Source organism: Paraperlucidibaca baekdonensis (genome assembly GCF_003387535.1).
Classification (GTDB): Bacteria; Pseudomonadota; Gammaproteobacteria; order Pseudomonadales; family Moraxellaceae; genus Perlucidibaca; species Perlucidibaca baekdonensis.
Window position 1 is genome coordinate 366,343 of sequence record NZ_QUNR01000004.1, and the last position, 20,049, is coordinate 386,391.

A 20,049-nucleotide genomic window follows, 5' to 3' on the forward strand; every position below is an offset into this window, starting at 1 on the left:
CACGTAAACTTGCGCAAAACTCTAATAGATAGATCGCCATGAATCGCTCACTCCTTGTTGTATTTATCCTGTTGTTGGCCGCCTGCGGTGGCAACAGCAGCTCAAACGGCCAGTTGAGCAATGGCGTCGCTCAAGCCGACCGTGGCCCTGAATTTAGCGAAGTTGATCGCCTCGAGCCGGGCCTGCAAGGGCAAATCCCCTTAGCCAGCCAAATCAATGGCGACTCAGCCTTAGGCTATCGCAAAGGCCTGAAGCTCGTTGGCCAAAATACTATTTTAGATCGCGGCGCCAACTTCTCCATGGCTTGGATTGGCGACTGTGCCTACGTGACCACCACCTCGCCCGGGCAAATCTTTGGTCCACTCGCCTCGCCCTATGCCGACGCGCGCTTTAATCCGCTCAATGGCATGGCGGTAATCGATGCCAGCGACCCCACCAATCCACAGCTCGTGCAGATATTGCAAAGCCCCGCCATGCTGGGCCCGCACGAATCACTACAGGCCAATGAAGCGCGGAAAATCATTGTCGCCACACGCGGCGGTGGCACCGCCTTTGATGTCTACGATGCCAGCGATTGTAAAAATCCCGTGCTTGCCGCATCCATTAACATCGGCATTGGCATCACGCTGCCGGAGCTGCCGATTGTCAGCCAACTGCTCTCTGGCATTCCCGGCGGCCTCAATGCCCTCGATATTGGCCTGCCATTTTTCGGCCATGCGCTGTGCTTGAGCCACGATGGCAGAACCGCCATCGCTACCAGCTCGGCGTCCACCAATGCCGTTATCAATTTAGACAATATCGAACAGCCCTTCCTCATGCATTTATTTGCACCGGCAGGCCACGACTGCGGCTTTAACCCCACCGATGACCGCTTATATTTGGCGCAATTTGGTTTCATCTCATTGGGTTTAGGCCTACCCAATGGTCCTGCCGTGGGTCAAAACGGCATGGGTATTTATGACATTAGCGCCATTAAAAATCGCAGCATTGGCACCAGTCCATTTTTGTTTAGTGCCGCACCACCGCTGCTCGGCTTTGTGCCGTGGACCAATGTGCTGATCGGCGAGGCACCGACTGCCGGCTCGCACACCGCGCGTTATTTCAAAAATAACGGCCGTACCTATTTATACTCCAGCGACGAATGGCCCACTGCCGGCGTATGCCCGTGGGCCTATGGCCGTATCATCGACATCACCGATGAGACCAAGCCGCGCATCGTCTCCAACATCAAACTCGAAGTAAATGAGCTCACCAACTGCTTGGCCACCGAGCTCGATGTCGCCAACTACTCAGCGCATTATGTGGGCTTCGATAACCCCGAAGAGGCCACCACGCTATTTACCACGCACTACACCGGCGGCCTGCGCGTTTGGGATATCCGCGACCCACTCAAGCCACGCGAAATCGCCTACTGGCATCCGGTGCCCAACCCCAATACCCCCATCGTGCCGTTGTCCGAGTTTTTCGGCAGCTCCGGCAGCCGTTGGGATGCCGTGCCCACCTATGTGCGCTATCGCCCTGAGACCGGCCATATTTGGATCGCCAGCTACAGCGCCGGCTTCCAGATCTTAGCCTTCACGCCATCGGCCGGCCCTAGCGTGCCGAAGCCCACGGGGCGTTGATCCGCCTTTCTATGGCGCGGGTCTGGCAGCTGCTCGTGGTGATCGCGGCGCTGCCAAGCGTCGCCCACGCGCATTCCTTTGCCCGCAGCTACAATATCCCGGTGCCCTTTTGGCTCTATGCCTGGGGCGCCATCGCGGCGCTACTGCTGTCATTTCTGATGCTGGCGTGGTCACTCAATGCGCCAACGCCTGCCCGCCAACACACACTGCACTGGCATCACGCCAAGCCACGCACTCAGCAACTGACAATGATCGCCTCGGCAGCGGCGCTACTGGTGCTACTCCTGAGCATTGCCACCGGCATGTGGGGCAGCGCAGATGCCTATCGCAATCTCAACATGACGCTGTTTTGGATCGGCATTGTGCTGATTCTGCCCTACCTCACGGTCATTACAGGCAATTGCTATGCGCTGATTAACCCCTGGCGCTTGCTCAGCCGTTCCGCCAAGGTGAGCTATCCAGCGCATTGGCACTACTGGCCAGCCTGCATTGCCTATGTGGTGTTTATTTGGATAGAGCTCTTTGCCGGCTTTGGGCCACGCGCATTGGCCATCAGCCTGATCATTTACAGCCTCTACACAGTCATTGCTGTGCGCCGCTACGGCCTGCATGATTGGCTGCGCTACGGCGATGTCTTTGCGCTGATGCTGCGGCTGATTGGCAAGATGGCGCCGCTGACTTATCGCGGCCCCAGCAGCCAGGCGCGCTACGGCAGCTGGGCGTGGCGCTGGCCATTGAGCGGACTGCTGCAAAGCCGCGCCAACCACGCCAGCGAAGTGCTGTTTATTTTATTCATGCTCAGCTCCACCGCCTTCGATGGCTTGCACGCCACGCGGTGGTGGGCCGAGCGTTATTGGATCGATGGCTTTGCGCTGCTGGAACCGTGGCTGGGCAGCAATATCGTCACCGCTTATCCCACGCTAAAAGCTGGTTTTGTGGTGTATGAAACACTGGCTTTGGTACTCTCGCCGGTGCTGTATTTTGGTCTTTATGTGGCGTGTTTATGGCTGGCCAAACGCCTGCTGCGCAGCGACATTAGCCTGCACGAACTGATACTGCGCTTTGCCTATGCCCTCATCCCCATTGCGGTGGTCTATCACGCCAGCCATTATTTCACGCTGGTCATCACCCAAGGCAGCCAATTACCGCGCCTGGCCTCCGACCCTTTTGGCTGGGGCTGGAATCTGTTTGGCAGCGCCAGCGCTAACCCGTGGATTATTTTGCCCGATATGAATTGGGTCTGGCATAGCCAGGTTGCGCTCATTATTTTAGGTCACATCGCCGGTGTTTACGCCGCCCACCAAGAAGCCCTGCGCTGCTTCGCCACGGCGCGCGAGGCGCTGATCAGCCAGCTACCCATGTTGGTTTTTATGATGGCGCTGACCGTTTTCGGCTTATGGATTTTAGCCATGCCGCTGAATCCGGCGGGCTAAGACTGCACATCGACGCCACCTTAGGCCAAGATGGCATCGACGGCACGTCGATTGGCCTCGACTACAAAGCCGAGCTTTGAGCGGCGCGCGCGTGGTGCAATTTTTTGTAGCTCGCTATTAAACGGAGATGCTTATCGAGCCCGACCAACTGACTGTTGGTCGGTGTTAGGCCATAAAAACGCACATGGCCAGCCACCGAACCCACCACAGCGGCCAAGGTCTCCACGCCAAACATACGTTCGAGATTTTGCTGATAGTCCGCTAGCTCGAGCTCATCATCGAGGGTGATTTCCAGCACCGTGAGTACGGCACGATAAAACAGTCCGCGCGCTACGGTGTTGTCGTTGAACTGCAAAAAGGCTGAGACGCGATCAAGCGCTTCTTCGTGCTCCTGCAATGCCAAATGAATCAACAGCTTCAACTCCAATACCGTAAGCTGACCCCACACCGTGTTCTCATCAAACTCAACACCAATGAGCGTGATGATGGTCATGTACTCATCGAGCTCGCTGTCTTCTAAACGCTCGCCAAGGTCGGCGAGTTGCTCATCATTTAAGGTGTGCAGATTTAAAATATCATCGCGAAACAGCAAGGCTTTATTGGTGTTATCCCACACTAAGTCTTCGACCGGATACACCTCAGAATAATCCGGCACCAAGATGCGGCAAACCGGTGCACCTAAATCCTCATGCACGGCCATATACACCGTCTTACCCATGGCCTCGAGCAGGCCAAAGAGTGTCTCGGCTTCGGCTTGCGTCGTGCCTGAGAAATCCCATTCAGCGAATTCATAATCGGCGCGCGCACTGAAAAAGCGCCAAGACACCACGCCCGTGGAATCGACAAAATGCTCAACGGCGTTGTTGGGCTCGGTCACCGCCAGGCTATTAAATGTCGGCGGCGGCACATCATTGAGGCCTTCTAAACTGCGGCCCTGCAAGAGCTCGGTCAGACTTCGCTCAAGCGCCACGGCAAAGCGCGGGTGCGCACCAAATGAGGCAAACACACCGCCCGTGCGCGGATTCATTAAGGTCACGCACATCACCGGAAATTGGCCGCCCAATGACGCATCTTTCACCAGCACGGGAAAGCCTTGCGCTTCGAGTGCCTCGATGCCCGCCAGCACACTCGGGTATTTTGCCAAGACCTCGCGCGGCACATCCGGCAGCGCGATTTCCTCTTCAATGATTTGCCGCTTCACGGCACGCTCAAAGATTTCCGAAAGACACTGTACTTGCGCCTCAGCGAGCGTATTACCGGCGCTCATGCCATTGCTCAAAAATAAATTTTCAATGAGGTTGGATGGGAAATACACCACGGCGTTGTCGTGGCGACGCACAAACGGCAGCGCCACGATGCCGCGATCACGACGTCCAGAGTTGGTATCGATTAAATGTGAGCCGCAAAGTTCATCATCGGGGTCGTAAATCGCCCAGCAATGCGCATCGAGCAAGCCCTCTGGCAAGCCATCATCGGCCTCCAGGGCAAACCACTTTTCATTGGGATAATGCACAAAGTCTTGGCTCGCAATATCCTCGCCAAAGTACTGATCATTATAGAAAAAATTACAACTCAACCGCTCAATAAACTCACCCAATGCGGAGCACAGCGCACTTTCTTTGGTGGCCCCTTTGCCGTTGGTAAAGCACATTGGTGAGGCGGCATCACGAATATGCAGCGACCACACATTCGGCACAATATTGCGCCACGAGGCGATCTCTATTTTCATGCCAAGCTGTTCAAGCAAGCCGGTCATGTGCGCAATGGTTTGCTCCAGCGGCATGTCTTTGCCATCAATAAACGTCTGCTGCTCGGTGGCGGCAGGGCTCATCAGCAGCGCCTGCGCATTGGCGCCGAGATTTGCCACCGGCTCAATGACAAACTCCGGTCCGGTTTGCACCACTTTTTTCACGGTGCAGCGATCTATCGAGCGCAAAATGCCTTCACGATCTTTCGCGGAGATACTTTCAGGCAATTCCACATCGATCTTAAAAATCTGCTGATAGCGATTTTCTGGATCAACAATATTGTTTTGCGACAGACGAATATGATCGGTGGGAATGTCACGGGCGAGGCAATACACGCGCACAAAATACGCCGCGCACAACGCCGAGGACGCCAGGAAGTAGTCAAATGGGCTGGGCGCAGAACCATCGCCTTTGTAGCGAATGGGCTGGTCGGCAATCACCGAGAAATCATCAAACTTGGCCTCTAAGCGCAAGTTATCTAAAAAGTTCACATTGATTTCCACCGCATTTCTCCCCGTGTGTTATCGGCTAGCTGAGGCTATTAGTTGGCGCCTCACGCAGGCCATCGCGCCGCTTGCCTGCAAAGGCGCGAGCTTATAGGAAAGCGCCATTTAATGCCTTAACGCCTGTGCGCAAATCACGCTATCGCCAGTCCTCGCCATCGCGCTATACTGCCCAAATGAACAGCATTATTGGCAAGCCCATTGCCGCGCCGCCGACCACGGCGCTGGCCTTTTTCGACGCCACTGTGGCGGCGGGATTCCCCTCGCCGGCAGCTGACTACATTCAAAATACCATCGACCTGCATGAGCGCTTGGTACACCACCCGGCGGCGACATTTTTTGTGCGTGTGGCGGGCGACTCCATGGTCGACACCGGCATTGTCGATGGCAGCATTTTGGTGGTCGATGCCTCGCGTAACGCGCAATCGGGCGATATTGTCGTGGCCATCATTGATGGCAAGTACACGGTCAAACGCTTGCGCTTGGTGGCTGGTCAATGCGAACTGCACGCGGAAAACGCACGCGCGAATTATCCGCCCCTGCGCCCTAGCGAAGACCTGCAAATCTTTGGCGTGGTCACCAGCCATATTGTTGAGCATGTGCGGCTGCCGGGTTCATCGCGCGCGAAAAAACGATCGAGCAGCGCACCATGACATGCTACGCCCTCGTCGATGCCAATAATTTCTACGCCACCTGCGAGAAAATCTTCAACCCAGCGCTCGCCGATACGCCGCTGGTGGTGCTGTCAAATAATGATGGCTGCATTGTTGCGCGCTCCGCTGAAGCCAAGGCATTGGGCATTCCCATGGGCGCACCCATGCACGAGTGGCAGGACTTTTGCGATGCCCACGGCGTGCAGGCGATGAGCTCAAACTACGCGCTCTACGGCGACATGAGCGCGCGCATGCTCGCCGTGCTGCACGATTACTGCCCGGCGGTGGAGAGCTATTCCATCGATGAGTCCTTCCTCAAACTCGATGGCTTTGCCCAGCCCACCGCGCATGGCCGGCTGATTCGCGCACAGCTGCAGCAGTGCATCAAAATCACTTGCGGCGTGGGCATTGGCCCGACCAAAACGCTGGCGAAATTTGCCAATCACATCGCCAAAAAACACGCCGACTACGCAGGCGTGTTTAACTGCCACGATCATCCGCCAGCGCATCTGCAGGCACTCATGGCCAGCTACCCTAGCAGCGAGGTCTGGGGCGTGGGGCGGCGCTTGAGCAAGCGTCTCGCCGCCGATGGCATCGAGACAGTACGCGATCTGATGCACTGCGATGCCGTGGCGATACGCCAGCGTTATGGCATCGTGCTCGAAAAAACCGTGCGCGAATTACGCGGGGAGTCGTGCTTAAGCCTAGAAGAAGTGGGTCGGCCGAAGGAGCAGATCATGGCCTCGCGCTCCTTTGGCACGGTGCTGCTTGACGCCAATGCCATTAAGGCCGCGCTCGCCAGTCACGTCAGTCGGGCCGCTGAAAAGTTGCGCGCGCAAGGCTCGGTGTGCGCGCACGTTTATGTGATGTTGCGCACCAACCCGTTTCGCAGCCAAGACCCGCAGTATCGCAAGACCACGTTAGTGCCTCTGCCGCATGTCTCTGCCGATACCGCCGTGCTCATGCAGGCCGCCATGGCTGGCTTTCGGCAGCTGTTTATTGCCGGCTTTCGCTACCACAAATGCGGCGTGATGCTCAGTGGTATCGGCCCGGCAGATCAGCAACAGGGCGACTTATTTGCCGCCGTCGACGACCCCAAACGTCTGCGCTTGATGAGCCTCATCGATCGCATCAACCAAGCGCAAGGCGCTAACACCGTGCATTTAGCCACCACCCGGCTAAGTGCGGCTTGGCATATGCGCCATGCCAATAGATCGCCACACTACACCACCGGTTGGGATGAGTTTCCCATCGCTCAGGCCTGATAAACTCGCCAGCATGGATCTCGCCCCGTTGTATTACCTCAGCAATTTTCGCAGCCTGCTCGACTGGGTGAGTTGCCGCTACAGCGACCTGCTCAGTGCCGAGGAGCAGCATTTTATAAGCACGTTTGCAGCGCTCCCAGCCAACGCGCAGGCCTTGCTGGTGCGCGTCATCATGCGGCCACGACCGCTGCTGCGCGTGAGCACATTGCACTATGCAGAAATCGCACACGGCTCGGAGGCGCTCGCCACGCTCTTGGCCAACGGCTGGCTGAGTGCCGACCCTGAGCTATCGCTCGATACGCTGTTTAGCTTGGCGACTAAGGCCGAGTTACTCGCCGATGCCGAGGCGTTTGCGCCACACACACTGAACCCGCGCCAGCGCAAAGCCGAGCTGCGCGAGCAGCTGGAGCCATTAAGTCACGAGCTGCGAGGGTGGGCGCAATGGCTGCCCAATAATGACGACCAGCTCATTAGCCTGAATGATCGCGCGCTGATTGAGCGCCTGCGTCTGCTATTTTTCGGCAATGCCTATCAGGATTGGTCTACGTTTGTGGTCGCTGATCTAGGCCATGCGCGCTATGAGACGGTCGATATTGGCGATGACGCGCGCGCTTTTCAAACGCGCATTGATCTCGACACCTATGATTGGCTGCTCGGCATCAGCGCGCGTAGCCAAGCCGGTGAGGCACTCGAGGACTTATGGGCGGAGCTCGCCGACCCAGTCACCGGCTGCAGCGCGGTGATGCTCGCGCGCCAATACAAAGCGCAATTTCAGCTCGGTCAAGCCGCTGAAAAGCAGCAGGACTGGCCGATGGCCAAAGTCATTTATGAGGCCTGTGAGTATCGGCTGGCGCGCCATCGTTTAGTGCGCGTGTATGAAAAACTCGCCGACTGGCCAGCCGCCTATGCGCTCGCTCAATGCATCCTCGCCGAGCCCAGCAGTGAGCAAGAACGCCAAGCCGTGCAGCGCGCCCTGCCGCGATTGGCGAAAAAATGCGGTGCGCCAGCGCCGGCGCGCGTCAACGCCCTGCTAGCGGCGCCAGAACACACCTTAACGTTGCCACAGGCGCCCAGCACCTCGGTGGAATGGGCGGCGCGCGAGGCCTTAGCAAGCCCTGAATACGCTGTCTATTACGTCGAAAACACCTTGTTTACCGGCCTCTTTGGCCTGCTGTATTGGCCAGCTATTTTTGCGCCCGTGCCCGGCGCGTTTTATCACCCCTACCAATCAGGCCCAGCCGATCTGTTTCATCCGGAATTTGTCAGGCGTCGTGCCGCGCTCATCGCAGAGATCACAAGCAGCCTCAACAGCGGCGCCTATCGCGAGCGCATCATCCAATGCTTTCACGCCAAACACGGCATCGAAAATCCCTTTGTGGTCTGGCCTGTGTTGAGCGCGGAATTACTTGAGCAAGCGCTGCTCTGCATCCCCGCCGCTCAGCTAAAGGTCATTTTTTTACGCCTGCTCGATGACCTGAAAGCCAATCGCAGCGGCTTTCCCGACTTGATTCGCCTGAGCTCGACCGAGGCCATTGCTCAAGGTAGCGCACCGACATTCACGCTGATCGAAATCAAAGGGCCTAACGACAGCTTGCAAGACAATCAAGCGCGGTGGATGGACTTTTTTTGCCGCCACGATCTGCCCTGTCAGCTTTTACACCTGCGTTGGCCAGCATGAATTACCGTGTTTCGGTGCGCTCATTGGTGGAGTTTACGGCGCGCCGTGGCGATCTTGATCTGCGCTTTACGCCAGCACCAACGCCCGAAGAGGGACTGCTAGGTCATCAGATTATTGCCAAGCGCCGACCCGTGCATTATGAGAGTGAGGTGCTTTTAAGCGGCCGTTATCCGGGCCTGGAGGTCACTGGTCGCGCCGATGGCTACGATCCCATCGCGCCGTGTGTGGAAGAGGTGAAAACCTTTCGCAGCACACTCGAGCGCATCCCCGATAATCAGCGCCATGTGCATCTGGCGCAGGCGAAAATTTATGGCTGGCTGCTCTGCCAGCTGCACGGTCTCAGTGAAATCACGGTCGCGGTGGTGTACTACCACGTCATCACTGGCGAGGAGTTTAGCGAGCCGGAAACGTATGCGGCGATTGAGCTTGAGCGCTTTTTTAATCAGCACTGCGAGACATTTTTAGCGTGGGCCGAGACCGAGACAGCGCATCGCACACGCCGTAATGTCTCGCTGCAGGCCATGACCTTTGCACACCCGAGTTATCGCGTTGGGCAAAAATCATTGGCTAATGCCGTTTATCGTGCCGCTCGTGACGAGCGCGTGCTGTTAGCACAGGCCACCACCGGCATCGGCAAAACGTTGGCCACGTTGTTTCCGCAGCTCAAAGCCATGGGCGAGTATGATCGCGACCGCCTGTTTTTTCTGACCGCGAAAACCCCTGGCCGCCAACTCGCCCTCGATGCGCTGCAAAGCCTGCGCCGCAACTGCTACGACTTGCAGCTGCGCGTACTGGAATTTGTCGCGCGTGATAAAGCCTGCCTGCACAAAGACAAGGTATGTCATGGCGAGTCCTGCCCGCTTGCGCAAGGCTTTTATGACCGCCTGCCCGCCGCGCGTGAAGCGGCCGTGCGCCATCGCTGGCTCGACCACGAGCAGATCCAGCGCATCGCTCAGGAGCACAGCATTTGTCCGTATTATTTGGCGCAGGAAATGGCGAAATGGGCCGATGTTTTTGTCGGCGACTACAACTATTATTTCGATATGAGCGCGCTGTTATTTGCGCTGACTATTTTGCGCGAATGGCGCGTGACGCTGCTCATTGACGAGGCGCATAACCTGGTTGATCGCGCCCGCGCCATGTACACCGCGAGCCTCGACTCCACCGCCTTAGAAGCCGCCCAACACTCCGCACCAACGAAATTGCGCCGGCATTTTCAGCGCGTAGCTGAGGCTTGGCATCGCGCCTTTCGCGATCAAACCGAAAGCTATCAGCGCTATGATCTCGTGCCCGATGAACTGCTCAAGGCCCTGCAGCGTTTGGTCAGCGAGCTCACCGATGTGCTCAGCGAACGGCCCAGCGGCCTGCCCGCCGAGCTCATGCGCTACTACTTCAATGCGCTGCTGTTTTTGCGCCTGAGCGAGTCATTTGGCGAGCATTCGCTGTTTGATGTGGTGGTCGCCGATCCCAGCAATCCGCTCACGCCCACCACCCTCACCCTGCGCAATATTTTGCCCGCACGATTTTTGGCAAACCGCTTCAATAGCGCCGTTAGCGCCACGTTGTTTAGCGCCACGCTATCGCCCACCGCCTACTTTCAAGACCTGCTTGGCCTGCCAGAAAACACCCAAGCGCTCGATGTCGCCTCGCCATTTAGCCATGACCAATTGCGTGTGCACATCGCGCAGCATATCTCCACGCGCTACCTCGACAGGCTTCAGAGCATCGCGCCGATCATTGACTGTATGGCGCAACAATTTCGCGCACAGCCGGGCAATTATCTGGCGTTTTTTAGCAGCTACAGCTATCTAGAAACCACACTCGCTGCGCTGCAAGCAACTCACCCGCAAATCCCCACGCTCGCGCAACAGCCCAATATGTCCGAGGCGGAGCGCCTGAGTTTTCTTGAGCGCTTTCGTGATGACTCGACGCAAATTGGCTTTTGTGTGCTCGGCGGTGCTTTTGCCGAAGGCATCGACCTACCCGGAAAGCGCCTCATTGGCGCGTTCATCACCACACTGGGGCTGCCCGCGCGCAATGACATCAATCAAGAAATTGAGCGGCGTATGGATGCACGCTTTGGACGCGGTTTTGATTACGCCTACTTTTATCCTGGTCTACAAAAAGTCGTGCAAGCCGCCGGTCGCGTCATTCGCACTGAACACGACCGCGGCGTGGTGTATTTGCTCGATGAACGCTACGCCAGGTCACAGGCCTTGGCGCTGCTGCCAAGCTGGTGGCGGATTTCTGGCGGCGTTGATTGATGTGTGTAGGCGCGGCAATAGCTGCTTAATTAATTTCAAGCCCCAGAAACGCTGAAACCCGCTGTTTAGGCGGGTTTTAGGCGACTCATCTGGCGGAGAAGGAGTCCGCTGTTTTTTGTGTTCATTAAGATTCACCATATTTCAGCAAAAACTGTAGATCCTTTATTGGCAATGCTTTCAGGACACATGAAACCTTGTGAACATTTTTGACACACACTGAAGCGACTATCCAAATGGTGGGAAAAATGGTGGGAAACCTCAGTATGGCGGTGTAAGATGGTTGCTTAAGGAATGATCAGTGCTTAGCACATTGAGGTATAAGCCATGCTCACAGCGAAGGAACTGCAACACCTAAAAAGACCTGGGATGCATGCTGTGGGAGGTGGAGCAATTGGGCTATACCTTTCAGTACATCGCAGTGGCACAAAATCGTGGATTTTCCGATACCAATTTCTTGTCAACGGCGTACTTAAACGACGCGAAATGGGTATGAGCTCCTACTCAGATGTCACATTGGCCGAAGCGCGCGCGATGGCACATGCACTAAGGAAAAAGGTTCGTGAAGGCATCGACCCCTTAGCCGAAAAGGCCTTAATGAAGCAGCGTCAAGCTTCTGAAAAACATATTTCAAGCAACACTCAGCCTATACATTCCTTCGCAAGCTGTGCGCTTGCTTTCATAGAAAACAAGTCAGCTGAATGGTCTAATGTAAAACAAAAAAATCAATGGTTGAGTTCATTAAAAAACTACGCCTTTCCTTTCATTGGTGATTTACCCGTCAATGAAATTTCAGTACATCACATGAAAACATTGCTCGATAAAATATGGCTTACCAAACATGTCACAGCAACTCGGGTGCGCTCTCGATGTGAAAATATTATCGACTATGCGACTGTAGCTGGCTATCGAGAGGGGGCTAATCCTGCTTCGTTAAAGGCACTGAATGCCTTCTTGCCAAGATCAAGTAAAGTTTTCAAACCCAGTCATTATGCCTCGCTCCCCTACGCTGATATTCCCAAGCTGATGACAGATATTATGTGGAAAGGCGGAGTTGGTTATAGAGCATTGGAGCTTCTAATTTATACGGGAAAACGAAGTGGTGAAATTCGTGAGGCCGCTTGGTCTGAATTCGACCTTAAGGCGAAAGTGTGGAATATTCCTGCAAAGAGAATGAAAAATGGCAAGCCACACAGGGAGCCATTAACCCCCGCTTGTTTAAAAGTACTGCACGCATTAGATCATCATCCAAATCATGATTGGTTATTTCCAGGCCCTCTAACCAAAAGACCCATTAGTGACATGACAATGTCGAAGGCGCTTAAATCCATTCGTGAAAATTGTACTCCGCATGGTTTTAGAAGCTCCTTCCGCCAGTGGGCAGCCGAGCAAACAAACTACCCTCGTGAAATTTGCGAAATGGCATTAAGCCACTCCGTACTTGGGAAGGTTGAGGCCGCATATCAGAGATCGGACTTATTTGAAAAACGAAAAGAGCTAATGTTGGAATGGTCCACTTTTTGTTATTCAGAGGTTGATAACTAACTATCAACCTCTGAATATTCGGCTGCCCTTAATTAAATCCGAGGCAACTCTGCAATAATGGCTGTTCCGCTGTCATATAAAGACAACCCTAATCCAGAAGCTGTTTTATACGTTGCGCCATCAAACTGTAGTGGTCAACTAATCCCGGACACAGTTTTAAGTTTTTCTTCCGCTACTGCTGGTGCCAAACCATCATTAAATTGATGCGGGCTGATCCAGTTGTAGCGCTCCATCAAGTAGTAACTCACATCTTGCATGGCTTCTCGCCGAGTCATGTAGCCAACACTCGGCACCCATTCAGTTTTCAAACTTCTAAACAGCCGCTCCATTGGCGAATTATCCCAACAATTTCCGCGACGACTCATGCTTTGCTGCATTCGATAGCGCCATAGCCGCTGACGGAATCGGCGACTGTCATACTGGCTGCCTTGATCCGAGTGGAACATCATACCTTCAGGTCTGCCTCGTTGCTCAAAGGCCATGTCTAGCGCCTTAGTCACTAAGTCAGCATCGGGGTGCTCGGAGAGCGCCCAGCCAACAACGCGGCGAGTATATAGGTCCAACACCGCCGCTAAGTAGCACCAACGCCCTTGCGCCCATAGATACGTGATGTCGCCACACCAGACCTGATTTGGCGCCGAGACAGCAAACTCGCGATTCATCATGTTCGGTATGTCTGGTCGCTAAACTGTTGCCTGTTTATAGCCATGCTTGCCAGGTTGCTTACTGACTAAGCCTGACTCCTCCATCAATCTAGTCACTTTAAAGCGGCCGATGGCAATGCCATGCTGCTGCCACATCATGTCGCATATGCTGCGGCTACCTGCCGAGCTTCGGCTCTGTACGAACAACTCATTCACACACTTGTGTAGCAATATCCGCTGCTCATCAACGCGCTCGAGACGTTGGCGATGGGCATAATAGTTGGATCGTGGCACTGCAAACACAGCACACACGGCATCCAGTGGTAGTGCACGACTAAGCATTTGAATCAGCGCATACGATTGATGCCTTCAGACATCAAGAGCGCGGTAGCCTTTTTTAAAATGTCCTTCTCTAGCTCAAGGCGCGCGATGCGCGCCTCAAGAGCCTGAATGTGTTGTTGTTCAGGCGTTAATGCTTTGCTCTTTGGTGTGCTGCCATCACGTTCAAATTGCAACTGTTCGACCCAACGACGCAGTGCTGTCTCGCCAATACCAACCGCTCGGCACGCCGACGTAAACGAATAGCCCTGATCAAGTACTAGTACAGCTGCATCGTGTTTGAACTCGGTGGAAAACGTACGACGTTGTTTCATCAGACACCTCTCTATGGCGATCATTTTCGCCTAAGTTGGTTTTCGAAATCATTAGACCACTACACTCACAAGTACCCCCGACGTCACTCTCGCTCTAGAAACCCCACGACATCAGCAAAAAATTTTCGATTTTCCCAATTTATTTTTTGAGTAGCCATCCTCAAAAACAGGAAAATTTCTATGTCTATTTTTAGACCGCTAATTTGGCTAGCTGCTTGCCGGCTAGCGTAAATACTGAATTTCCAAAAAATTAAGCTTGTTAGCTGAGGGGGTCAAAAAAACACTTTTTTCTATCTCATTTTTCTTCTTTATAATCATTGACTTAGCTTGACAAACTCTAAAACCAGGAGTTAGGGTTAAGTCTCCTAAACGAAGAAGGAAGTGAAAAATGCATCTCAACAACTATGTAACAGTTGCAATGCTGAAAGATAAACTTGGCATCAGTGAAAGCACGCAGTGGCGAATGCGACAAGATGGTCGATTGGGCTTTTTTAAAATAGGACGAGGGATCAGGTACAACCTAGAAGAGGTGTTACAAAGCCTTCAAAGGAAATAATTTTGATGTCCAACGCAATGAGCCCGCCAGCGGGCTCATTTTCATTGAAGCTGCTCAAGTGCGGACCACAACTACTCCGTAATTAAGTAAGGCTTACTCAACAATCGCCTTCAACAAGGCATCACGCGCATCTTGGTAAAACTGAATATCAATTTTCGTTGCCATATCATCAGACAGGTCGTACAGCTGCCGCCTTGCAGTTACTGGCATAAGTAGCGCACTGGCTCCCTTTTCCACCGCCAGCTCAGCGATATTTACAGCATTGCTAATCGGCTCAATGGAGCGGTTGTAATCCCCCCATTTACCAAAACAGCTATTCGTAGAAGTTAAGCTGCTTGCAGCAGTTGTCTTGGGGGAATACCTCCTATGGCGGTGTTGGGTCGCTCGTTGTTGTACAACCAGAGCCACTGGGTGGCAAGCGCTTGCGCTTGTTCAACCGACTCAAACACATGTAAATCCAGCCACTCATGTCGCACCGTGCGGTTGAAGCGCTCGATATACGCGTTCTGTGTTGGTTTTCCCGGTTGAATATACATCAGCGTAATTCGCCGACTGTTGGCCCAATCTATGAGCGCCTGCGCAATGTATTCCGGCCCGTTATCCAAGCGTATTGCATTTGGCTGACCTCGCCACTCAATCACCTGTTCTAGGCTACGAATGACCCGCAGGCTTGGCAATGACAGATCCACCTCAATACCCAGCCCTTCTCGGTTGTAGTCATCCAGCACATTGAAGGTGCGCAATGTCCGGCCATCCGCCAATGAGTCGCTCATAAAATCAATCGACCAAACGTGGTTGGGTGCCGTTGGCACAGAGAGCGCATCCGGCTTATCGCGTTTGATGCGACGCCTGGGCTTAATCCTAAGGTTTAACTCCAGCTCACGATAAATCCGATACACCCGCTTATGATTCCAGGCATAGCCCTTCACATTGCGCAGGTACAAATAGCACAGCCCAAAGCCCCAACGTCGATTGGTCGTGGTGAGTCGAAGTAACCAGTCCGCAATCAACTGATTATCCGAAGACAGCTTAGGCTGGTAGTAATAGCTCGACACGCTAATGTCCAAACAGTGACAAGCCATTCGCACGCTGATGTCGTAACGCTGTTTTGCGCTAACAGCCATCTCACGACGCTGAGATGGCGTTACAGCTTTCCCTCAAGTGCCTCCTGCCGGATCTCGGCTTTTTTGAGTCGCTCTTCGGCATACATCTTCTTCAGTCGCCGATTTTCGTCCTCCAGCTCTTTGAGACGCTTCATCATGGACGCATCCATGCCGCCGAACTTGGCTCGCCACTTGTAAAACATGGCGGTGCTCATGCCGTGTTCACGGCAAAGCTCTGGAACGGCTACGCCGTTCTCGTTCTGCTTCAAAATCGCCAAGATCTGGCTGTCTGTGTAGCGTGATGTTCGCATAGAAAACCCCTTTGCCTCAGTGTAAGAGAATTTTCTACGAATAACTGTTAGGGATGAGCGGGGGGATTACAAGACGACCTCACATTATGTATGAGATCTACTAGCGCTTTTCATGGCTATCACCATGAACTGTTTGAATATTCTGAAGCGGCAGACCGCATGGGGTTTTGCACATTCAGCGTACCTTATCGCGGCATCATGACGATGTATGGCGAGCTGATTTGGATGCCATGCACGCAAGCCAAAACACAAAAAAATATTAAACCCCATTAAAAGCTCACTATGTGAGCCTGACTACTGCTATGGATAAATTGATCAAAAAAGGACTTTTTAATGCACCCATTTATCGATTTCGACTTCACTCAAAAACCAGAGCGCAGCGCTTTGGATGACCTGCTACAAAATCAGTTAGGGCTCATTGAGCCAGCAAACCAGAACGATGGCTGCTTCATCCCGCTACCCGCACAGACGGGGATCGGCAAAACGTACGCTGCCTGCGCGCTCATGTTAGAGCGTATGTTGCTGAATACTAAAAATAGCCTTAATGAAAGTAACGCGACTGAACCATCTCTCACCTACTACATAACTAACTCTACCGATAACGTTAACAGTTGCGTCACTGGGCTACTGGCACTGATTGAGCGACAGATGATTAGTGGAGCGCCTCGATTCAATATTAATCAGAAAGCATTTCTCAAGTCACAAATCGTGCATATGCATTCGCAAAGCGACCAGCTTCTACAACTGTCCGGTGAGGACAGAAATCACATATTGCAGGCATTTCGACTAGAAAACTCGACGGCTATCGTGAGGGCGTTTTTCGAGATTGATAGCTTTGCAAAAGTGACCAAAAATAACCGTGTGGTCACCAGTCACTTAAGAGACCTTGCTTACAGCACCTATCAAAAGCTTTTAGGCCTCATACGCCATAGCCTAGCTAATCATGTCATACCCTTTAATGACGATCAGCAAGAGGCTGTCTATCGATTACTTCCTGGCGAAAAGGTAATCCAGAACAAAGCCTGCGTATTATTCATGACTACGAAAAAGTTCATGCACGGTTACCACACAACTAAATCTCGCATCGACCCAATTGAGCATTTAAGCAATAGCTTGGTCATTATCGATGAGATTGATCGACAAAATGCAGAAATTCTTGATGTGCTCAGCAATATTAAATCCGTCGAATTGATTGAGTTTGCTAGGCAATTGAGTGCCAACTTTAGCCATCATTTATTGGAAAAAAGTGAACGTTACTCAGGTGTCGATGGGCTCTTAGCGCCACTACTTGAGCGCACTATCGCGCACGCAGAACAGTGGCACATGAAGTACCACTTCATGATTGAAGGTAACTCCCTCGATGATAGGCCAGTGCGTTTATTTTCAGATCGTGCCATTACGCATGCTCATAGTGCCACCCATAACCTTAGCATTCGAGTCGATCACGACAGGCAAAAAAATATCATTGTCGCGAGAGCGAAAGACAGTCTAGATGCCCAAGATGCAAATGGGCCATTGAGCCGCTTAGTGAATGAAACTGACTGGCTTTTTCGTGACTTCACGCGCTTATTTCAATGGGCAGCGCAGCGAGTTACGCAAAACGAAACTCAAAAATTACAAGATCGAAACGGCCACCATAATCAATATTTAGGGGCAATAACATCATTACTCTCGCACTATGGCCTATCAGCTTACAAACCGATTGTGCTTGATGTTTTCAACACTCGACTCAGAGCACTTAGCAAACATCGTGCTCGCTTGTCTACACGCACCTACCATGACACCGGCCTAAAGCTGACTGAAGTCACGCGTCCACCCGAAGCTAGCGACACGATGTCATGCCTTTACAAAAGCCTACCTATCACCCCGACCGGTTTACTCGCACAAATCGTGGATTCGGGCGCGACAGTCTTAGGCATAAGTGCCACCGCTAATACACCAACTGTGATTCATAACTTCGACCATGACTATCTTAAAGTGCGCCTGCAAAACCGCTACCGCCTATTGAGTCACGCCCAACGCAAACAGCTTGGTGAATACTATGCCGGGCGGCGACGCTATCAAGACGCAGGTATTGCGATTAACTGCCAGCTCATCCGCTCGAATCAACAAATGGCAGCCGACTTAGTAGAGATGCATGAGGGCCACCCTCCTCGAGATTTAGGCTTTGCACTCAGCTCATTAGTCAAAATGAATGCTGCCGATAGTTATGGTGTGCAGTGGTTTTCCAAGCTTATTGGCTCCATGCACGCATTTGCTCACCAAAAACATAGCCGTTATATGCTGGCTCTACTTAATCGCACGGTTGAAGTAGACCCAGACTTCATCAAAACACTGGAGGAAAATCTCAGTGCTAATGCTGATCGACCAGTAAAAGTATTTGTCAGCATTAATGCTGAAGCTATTAAAAGTGGTCGCCTTGAAGAGGCCAAAAACCACTTAAGCAATACGCTCGACAAAGTTATTGTGATTTCGACTTATCCCACCATGGCTGAAGGTAAGAACCCAGATTATTGCGTACTACAAGCGGCAGATCGCGACGCATTGATTTGGGTGGGCGATGGCGTAAGACAAGGTGAGTGTCGTGGAGATATCGATGCAATTTATTTAGAAAAACCCACAAATATGCTGATTAGCAACTCAGACACTCAAATCAATTTGCTGATCATGCTGCATCAGATCATGTGTCTGCTTTATAACGGCACCATAGCAATCACTCAGGCACAAAAATGGGCATGGCAACTCCTAAAGGGATTAGATACGAAAATAAATACTCAGCTTTACAACAAAACAATTGATGCACCTGAGGCGACTCGTCGCGTCATTCAACAAGCGATTGGGCGTATGGCTAGGACGGCATATAAGCGCCAAGAAATTCTAGTGATGTGCGACAACGACTTAGCCACGCTCATCGGCACAGATAACAGCCATACGGATAGCCTGTCACACGAATACGTTGCGTTACGTGACTTCTGCAAGAGCCAATTAGCAAATGCTGGCGAAACCAACACAGGGGCCGAATTGCGTCAACGAAATATTGCCCTACTCAATACGCAACTAACGCTTTCGAAGATAGACGAACTACTCGGTGGAATTTTTGCTGGAAACAAAAGTGCTATTGAGGAGTGGCAAGGCGTGCGTTTGCAGTTGCTTCGCGAACCCACCAGAGACAGCATTTCTAATGATTACCCTGTGCTGTATTTACAGCCTCCTCAATTGCCTTACGCCTTTAGCGGCAATCTCGATGCGCAACGTCATCGCAGCCATCGCCAGGGCCAAGATTTAAAACTATTTGATGAAGCACTTAGCCCTAGATGGGTGGGAGAAATTGAGTGCCAACTGCCAGTGATCATGCGCAACGCCATCATCCGCCAGCACTTCACTCAATGCGGCTTTGCAACGAAGTGGTCAGAGCTATCGTGGGTTATGACCCCTGCTGCGTATCAAAATATTTACAAAGGGGCATTAGGAGAAGAAGCCATCAAGGCATTACTCATGGCCTCAGGCTTTATTGTTGAAGATATGCCTTATGAGACTTTTGAGCGCTTTGATTTTATTGCTACAAACCAGCAAGGTCTTCGAATTGCCATTGATGCAAAAAACTGGGCCAGTAGCGGAGAGGCCCATAGGCATGAGCTAAAAATTGAACTCATTAAACAGCGCTGCGGCGTACATCACTTTGCTTATATAAACCTCTTTGGTCGCGCTGAATCCAATGTCGAATTTGTCGATAACACGCTCAGACCTAGCCTAGATGGCAACTACACCACGCTAGTTATTCCTGGTGTTATCGATAGACAGACAGGCAAAACCCTGGAGAGTCATTTGGCACCAATACTGGTATGGACAGGAGCAACGTCATGATTACCGTGCATACATCAATCATCGATAGCGAACTCAATCATGCAGAGATTGCTCGACACTTTGACTTCATTGCTATTGAATTTAATGAACCGCGTAATGAGCGCATACAAGCGCTGAGGGTGTGCAGAATTTTGTGTAACCGGGATTTCGGTTACTGCCGTGGCAGTCTTTCCGCGTAGCTGATCGTAAATCGGGTCAATGCCGCTTTCC

The 20,049-nt window shown here is 52.5% G+C and carries 12 protein-coding genes and 1 pseudogene; 9 read left to right on the forward strand and 4 right to left on the reverse strand.

The features are described 5' to 3' along the window. Positions 1-38: 38 nt before the first annotated feature. Both DFR26_RS10540 and DFR26_RS10545 read left to right on the forward strand, forming a co-directional pair. Positions 39-1,622, forward strand: a complete 1,584-nt coding sequence (locus tag DFR26_RS10540; protein ID WP_116208916.1) for an LVIVD repeat-containing protein — start codon at positions 39-41, stop codon at positions 1,620-1,622. Between the two features lie 11 nt (positions 1,623-1,633). Then, on the forward strand, positions 1,634-3,055 hold the full coding sequence (locus tag DFR26_RS10545) for a hypothetical protein (RefSeq protein ID WP_116208917.1): 1,422 nt from the start codon (positions 1,634-1,636) through the stop codon (positions 3,053-3,055). A 61-nt stretch (positions 3,056-3,116) separates the two neighbouring features. Here the strand turns inward: DFR26_RS10545 and DFR26_RS10550 are convergent, their stop codons facing one another. Next, entirely contained in the window at positions 3,117-5,306 is a 2,190-nt protein-coding gene (locus DFR26_RS10550) for an OsmC domain/YcaO domain-containing protein (protein ID WP_116208918.1), read from the reverse strand. A gap of 176 nt (positions 5,307-5,482) precedes the next feature. Between DFR26_RS10550 and DFR26_RS10555 the strand changes: the two genes are divergently transcribed. The 5 genes from DFR26_RS10555 to DFR26_RS10575 all read left to right on the forward strand — a co-directional run bounded on the left by DFR26_RS10555 (position 5,483) and on the right by DFR26_RS10575 (position 12,708). Further along, positions 5,483-5,959 carry a LexA family protein gene (locus DFR26_RS10555; protein ID WP_116208960.1) on the forward strand — a complete coding sequence of 159 codons (477 nt, stop codon included), beginning with the start codon at positions 5,483-5,485 and terminating at the stop codon, positions 5,957-5,959. Next, positions 5,956-7,224 (forward strand): Y-family DNA polymerase, encoded by a 1,269-nt coding sequence (locus DFR26_RS10560; RefSeq protein ID WP_116208919.1) that lies wholly within the window; start codon positions 5,956-5,958, stop codon positions 7,222-7,224. Before DFR26_RS10555 ends, DFR26_RS10560 begins: the two co-directional genes overlap by 4 nt. A 13-nt stretch (positions 7,225-7,237) precedes the next feature. Further along, complete coding sequence (locus tag DFR26_RS10565; RefSeq protein WP_181899053.1) at positions 7,238-8,902, forward strand: VRR-NUC domain-containing protein; 1,665 nt, start codon at positions 7,238-7,240, stop codon at positions 8,900-8,902. Next, positions 8,899-11,166, forward strand: a complete 2,268-nt coding sequence (locus DFR26_RS10570) for an ATP-dependent DNA helicase (RefSeq protein WP_116208921.1) — start codon at positions 8,899-8,901, stop codon at positions 11,164-11,166. The genes DFR26_RS10565 and DFR26_RS10570 overlap by 4 nt, the downstream gene beginning before the upstream one ends. Before the next feature lie 324 nt (positions 11,167-11,490). Further along, positions 11,491-12,708, forward strand: a complete 1,218-nt coding sequence (locus tag DFR26_RS10575; RefSeq protein ID WP_116208922.1) for a tyrosine-type recombinase/integrase — start codon at positions 11,491-11,493, stop codon at positions 12,706-12,708. Positions 12,709-12,842: 134 nt separating this feature from the next. Here DFR26_RS10575 and DFR26_RS10580 read toward each other — a convergent pair. Beyond that, positions 12,843-14,008 (reverse strand): annotated as a pseudogene (locus tag DFR26_RS10580) (IS3 family transposase). Between the two features lie 415 nt (positions 14,009-14,423). Between DFR26_RS10580 and DFR26_RS11375 the strand changes: the two are divergent. After that, positions 14,424-14,561 carry a helix-turn-helix domain-containing protein gene (locus DFR26_RS11375; protein WP_425453372.1) on the forward strand — a complete coding sequence of 46 codons (138 nt, stop codon included), beginning with the start codon at positions 14,424-14,426 and terminating at the stop codon, positions 14,559-14,561. A gap of 326 nt (positions 14,562-14,887) precedes the next feature. Here the strand turns inward: DFR26_RS11375 and DFR26_RS10595 are convergent. Further along, positions 14,888-15,975, reverse strand: a protein-coding gene (locus DFR26_RS10595) for an IS3 family transposase (RefSeq protein ID WP_116208924.1) whose coding sequence is annotated in 2 segments (ribosomal slippage) — positions 14,888-15,711 and positions 15,711-15,975 — 1,089 coding nt in all. Because the reading frame shifts where the segments join, the coding sequence is not laid out codon by codon here. Between the two features lie 333 nt (positions 15,976-16,308). Here DFR26_RS10595 and DFR26_RS10605 point away from each other — a divergent pair. Next, entirely contained in the window at positions 16,309-19,839 is a 3,531-nt protein-coding gene (locus tag DFR26_RS10605) for a DEAD/DEAH box helicase (RefSeq protein ID WP_116208926.1), read from the forward strand. A gap of 14 nt (positions 19,840-19,853) precedes the next feature. Here DFR26_RS10605 and DFR26_RS11155 read toward each other — a convergent pair. After that, a partial coding sequence (locus tag DFR26_RS11155; protein ID WP_220375774.1) for a hypothetical protein occupies positions 19,854-20,049 on the reverse strand: 196 nt, incomplete at its 5' end.